At 60.7% G+C, this 5375-nt stretch carries 4 protein-coding genes; 2 read left to right on the top strand and 2 right to left on the bottom strand.

The window, feature by feature from the left end:
* Positions 1–49: 49 nt before the first annotated feature.
* Entirely contained in the window at positions 50–1363 is a 1314-nt protein-coding gene (locus ACW9JC_RS28495) for an ATP-binding protein (RefSeq protein ID WP_338584170.1), read from the bottom strand.
* Between the two features lie 115 nt (positions 1364–1478).
* A complete protein-coding gene (ompR, locus tag ACW9JC_RS28500) occupies positions 1479–2219 on the bottom strand; it encodes an osmolarity response regulator transcription factor OmpR (RefSeq protein WP_020795794.1) in 741 nt (246 codons plus the stop codon).
* 361 nt (positions 2220–2580) lie between these two features.
* Between ompR and ACW9JC_RS28505 the strand changes: the two genes are divergently transcribed.
* Entirely contained in the window at positions 2581–4905 is a 2325-nt protein-coding gene (locus ACW9JC_RS28505; protein ID WP_457459214.1) for a Tex family protein, read from the top strand.
* Positions 4905–5288 (top strand): PaaI family thioesterase, encoded by a 384-nt coding sequence (locus tag ACW9JC_RS28510; protein WP_457459216.1) that lies wholly within the window; start codon positions 4905–4907, stop codon positions 5286–5288. Before ACW9JC_RS28505 ends, ACW9JC_RS28510 begins: the two co-directional genes overlap by 1 nt.
* Positions 5289–5375 lie beyond the last annotated feature (87 nt).

A 5375-nucleotide genomic window follows, 5' to 3' on the forward strand; every position in this document is an offset into this window, starting at 1 on the left:
GTACGCATTCTCCTGTAGGAGCTGCCGCAGGCTGCGATCTTTTCAGCGGTTAAACCGCATCCCTCGGCAACATCAACCCCAGCGGCAAGCGCACCCGCGCTTCAAGCCCACCACCGGTACGGTTGCGCAACTCAACATTGCCGCCATGCATCGAAGCAATCCGCTTCACGATCGCCAGCCCCAACCCGGTGCCCTTGCCGCCTCGAGCACGGTCACCACGAGTGAACGGGTTGAAGATCGCTTCCAGTTCCGACGGATCGATCCCGGCACCACGGTCCATGACGCTGAGCACCACGTAAGGTGCAGCGGTGTCACCGGAGACATACGCCGCCACTTCCACGCCACTGCCCGCATGATGCAGCGCGTTGCCGATCAGGTTGTTCAGCAATCGCTTCATCGACACCCGACGCAATGGAAACGGCTGGATAGGTTCCAGGCGCAGGCGCACTTTCTCTTCGTTCTGGTTATACGGCGCGGCAACTTCGCGGACCAGATCGCTCAGGTCGACCTCCTCCACCGACTCATCGCGACCGTCGCGAATGAACGCCAGGAATTGGTCGAGAATCGCGTCCATGTCTTCGATGTCGCGGACCATGTCGTCTGTAAGATCGTTGCGATCGCCCATCAATTCCAGTGACAGTCGCAAACGGGTCAGCGGCGTACGCAGGTCATGGGACACCCCGGCCAGCATCAGCTCCCGCTCACGACCGGCCTGCTCGACGTCTTCGGCCATCTGGTTGAAGGCCCGATAAACCTCGGTCATTTCACTCGGCGTATCGCTGATCGGCAGGCGCACGCTACGACCCTGACCGAGTTGCCGTGCTGCGTAGACCAGGCGCTTCAAGGGTTGGTTGAGCTGGCTGACGAAAATCCATGCCGAGGCAGTAGAGAGCAAACCAATGGCGAGGAACCAGCCGAGCACGTTCCAGATTTTCTGGCCACGCAACGGATGCGGATAAAGCGGCACTTTCAGCCAACCATCGCCCAGGCTTGGTGCCCGGACCCAAAGCGCCGGTGGTGAGTGCATACGCAATCGGACTTCGGTGTCTTCACCCAACTCGGCCTGCATCTGCCGCTGATAGATCTCGCTGTACGGCCAGTGTTGTTCGCCTTCAGGCACACCCGCACCAACAACACGGATCAGGGTCGCGGCTTCGGCGATCTTGTCGCGGTTGTTTTCGTCGGCGGCCCAGTAGGCACGCAGCGTCAGGGCGACGCCGTGGCTGTATTGACGGTCCACCAGAACATCCTCGTTCATCAACAGATAAACCAGGGTCAGCGCCTTGGAGAACAGGACGACGATCAGCACCAGCCAAAGGGTGCGGGAGAAGAAACTCTGGGGGAACCAAACCGGGGTTTTCATGGGTAACCGTTACACACTTGCAGGAGCGAGCGATGCTCGCATATTGCGGATCGCGAGTCTGCGGGCAAGGCCATCTGACCTGACACCCGCACGACCCGCTCCTACAAATCGCCGATCACTTGGTGGCGGCGCCATCCGGCACGAACACGTAGCCCACGCCCCAGACAGTCTGGATGTAGCGCGGTTTGGACGGATCGGGTTCGATCATCCGGCGCAGACGGGAAATCTGCACGTCGATGGAACGCTCCAGGGCATCCCACTCGCGACCACGGGCCAGGTTCATCAGTTTGTCGCGGGTCAGTGGCTGACGGGCGTTCATCACCAGGGCCTTGAGTACCGCGAACTCACCGGTGGTGAGCATGTGCACTTCTTCACCGCGCTTGAGTTCGCGGGTGGCCAGGGACAACTCGTAGTCGCCGAAGGTCACGCTTTCGTCTTCGCTGCCCGGTGCGCCCGGCACTGGAGCCGACTGGCGACGCAGAACGGCTTTTACACGGGCCATCAGCTCATCGGGGTTGAACGGCTTGGCCAGGTAATCGTCGGCGCCCAGCTCCAGGCCCTTGATGCGGCTCAGCTCATCGCCCTTGGCGGTCAGCATGATGATGGGGATCTGATTGTTCGCACCACGCAGGCGGCGGCAGGCGGTCAGGCCGTCTTCGCCGGGCAGCATCAGGTCGAGGACGACCAGGTTGAACACTTCGCGCGCCAGCAGGCGATCCATTTGCTCGGTGTTCGGTACGGCGCGGGCGCGGTAGCCCTTGCTGACGAAAAAACGCTCCAGCAGGCTGCTAAGGCCCGGATCGTCGTCAACAATAAGAATTTTTTCGCCTTCAGCAATGTTTGCAGTGCTGCTCATTAGATGCTCCTTTGATCTCGGCGCGCATTATGGCGTAGCTGCCGTTATACGCACCGTGTGCATTGTTAGCAGATTTTTCCTTTACCGCCAGAAAACCGGCCATTGAAGCCGCAGCCTGCGATGCCCCTGAATGGCTGAACGCTGGTTATAATGCGCGGCCTTTTGTGTCAGGCAACATCAGACAGGTACTACAGACAGACGCGATTTATTTTTATAGCGTCAGCAGTAATTGTTCGATTTCACGGGTCAACGCAATGCCTGTTGACCCAGGCAGCGGCGCTGGCCAGGCCGCTCAACCAGACTCGCCAAGGCCCTAACTCTGCGCCTGCGAGCCTGCTTTCACAATTTGTCAGGTGGTTTTATGGACAGCATCAACAGCCGCATCGCCGAGGAACTCGGCGTACGCCCACAACAGGTCGAAGCGGCCGTCGCGCTACTCGATGAAGGCTCAACCGTTCCCTTCATCGCCCGTTACCGGAAAGAAGTGACCGGCAGCCTCGACGATACGCAATTGCGTCATCTGGAAGAGCGCCTGCGCTACCTGCGAGAACTCGACGAACGGCGCATCAGCATCCTCGCCAGCATCCAGGAGCAGGGCAAGCTGACCCCTCAGCTCGAACGCGACATCAAGCTCGCCGACACCAAGACCCGCCTCGAAGACTTGTACCTGCCGTACAAGCAGAAGCGCCGCACCAAGGGTCAGATCGCCTTGGAAGCCGGCCTCGGCGAGTTGGCGGACGGCCTGTTCAACGACCCGACCCTGAGCCCGGAAGCCGAAGCCGCCCGTTTCATCGACGCGGAAAAAGGCGTGGCCGATGTGAAAGCCGCCCTCGAAGGCGCCAAGTACATCCTCATGGAACGCTTCGCCGAAGACGCGGGCTTGCTGGACAAACTGCGCAGCTACCTCAAGCAGGAAGCCACCCTCAGTGCCCGCGTGATCGCTGGCAAGGAAGAGGAAGGCGCCAAGTTCCGCGATTACTTCGAACATGACGAACCGCTGAAAAGCATGCCTTCGCACCGTGCGCTGGCGATTTTCCGTGGCCGCAACGAAGGCATCCTCAGCTCCGCGCTGAAAGTCGGCGATGAGCTGCCGGGCACCATGCACCCGTGCGAAGGCATGATCGGCCAGCAATTCGGCATCCAGAACCAGAACCGTGCCGCCGACAAATGGTTGGGCGAAGTGGTGCGCTGGACCTGGAAGGTCAAGCTCTACACGCATCTGGAAACCGACCTGCTGGGCGAGCTGCGCGACGGCGCGGAAACCGAAGCGATCAACGTGTTCGCCCACAACCTGCACGACCTGCTGCTGTCGGCCCCGGCCGGCCCGCGTGCCACTCTGGGCCTCGACCCGGGCCTGCGCACCGGTTGCAAGGTGGCGGTGGTCGATTCCACCGGCAAGCTGCTGGATCACGCCACGGTCTACCCGCACGTGCCACACAACAAGTGGGACCAAACCCTCGCGATTCTTGCCGCCCTGTGCGCCAAGCATGCGGTAGACCTGATCGCCATCGGCAACGGCACCGCCAGCCGTGAGACCGACAAGCTCGCCGCCGAGCTGATCAAAAAGTATCCAGCCATGAAGATGACCAAGGTCATGGTCTCCGAAGCCGGTGCATCGGTTTACTCGGCGTCGGAACTGGCTTCCAAGGAATTCCCGGATCTGGACGTTTCGATCCGTGGTGCCGTGTCGATTGCCCGTCGCCTGCAAGATCCGCTGGCCGAGCTGGTGAAGATCGATCCGAAATCCATCGGTGTCGGCCAGTACCAGCACGACGTGTCGCAGCTGAAACTGGCCCGTGGCCTGGATGCGGTCGTCGAGGACTGCGTGAACGCCGTCGGCGTGGACGTGAACACCGCTTCCGTTGCGCTGCTGGCGCGGATCTCCGGCCTCAACGCGACACTGGCGCAGAACATCGTCAGCCACCGCGACGAGCATGGCGCCTTCAAAACCCGCGCTGCACTGAAGAAAGTCGCACGCCTGGGCGAGAAAACCTTCGAACAGGCCGCAGGCTTCTTGCGGGTAATGAACGGCGAAAACCCGCTGGATTCATCGGCGGTTCACCCGGAAGCCTATCCGCTGGTGCAGCGCATCGCCGCTGAAACCGACCGTGACATCCGCTCGCTGATCGGCGATGCCTCGTTCCTCAAACGTCTCGACCCGAAGAAGTACACCGACGAAACTTTCGGTTTGCCGACCGTGACCGACATCCTGCAAGAGCTGGAAAAACCTGGCCGTGACCCGCGCCCCGAGTTCAAGACCGCCGAGTTCCAGGAAGGCGTCGAAGACCTCAAGGACCTGCAACTGGGGATGATCCTCGAAGGTGTCGTAACCAACGTGACCAACTTCGGCGCATTCGTTGATATCGGCGTGCATCAGGACGGTTTGGTGCACATCTCTGCGCTTTCGGAGAAGTTCATCAAGGATCCACGGGAAGCAGTGAAGGCTGGTGACGTGGTGAAAGTGAAGGTCATGGAAATCGACATTCCGCGTAAACGCGTGGGCCTGTCGATGCGCATGAGCGACACGCCAGGCGAGAAAATCGACGGTGCCCGCGGTGCACGTCCGGGTTCGGCGCCACGTCAGTCCCAGAACACCGCACCGCGCAAGGAAACCACGGCGGCAGCCCCGACCAATAACGCCATGGCTTCGCTGTTCGCCAACGCCAAACAATTGAAGAAGCGTTGATGGACGTCCCTGCCGGGTACACCGAAAGCGCATTTTTCAAGCTGTTGGGCTGCCGCCTGCACAGCCTGGAAACCGGGGTGGCGCAAGTCGCCCTGGTGCTGGAACCGGAACTGCGCAATCGCGCCGGCAAACTGCACGGCGGGGCGTTGTTCAGTCTGGTAGACATTGCCATGGGGCTGGCCTGTTCCAGCGCCCATGGCTTTGACCAGCAAAGCGCAACCATCGAGTGCAAGATCAACTACATCCGCGCCGTGTCCGACGGCGAGGTGATGTGCACGGCGCGGGTGATCCACCCGGGCCGACGCACGCTGGTGGTCGAGGCCGACGTAGTGCAAGGCGACAAATTGGTCGCAAAAGCGCAAGGCACGTTCGCTGTCCTGTAGCTACCGGTCATCATTTTGAGTTAATTTCGGCGCAGTGAACCCTGTAGGAGCTGCCGCAGGCTGCGATCTTTTGACTTTGTTTTTCAA

It is taken from the genome of Pseudomonas sp. SDO5591_S426, from assembly GCF_054070755.1.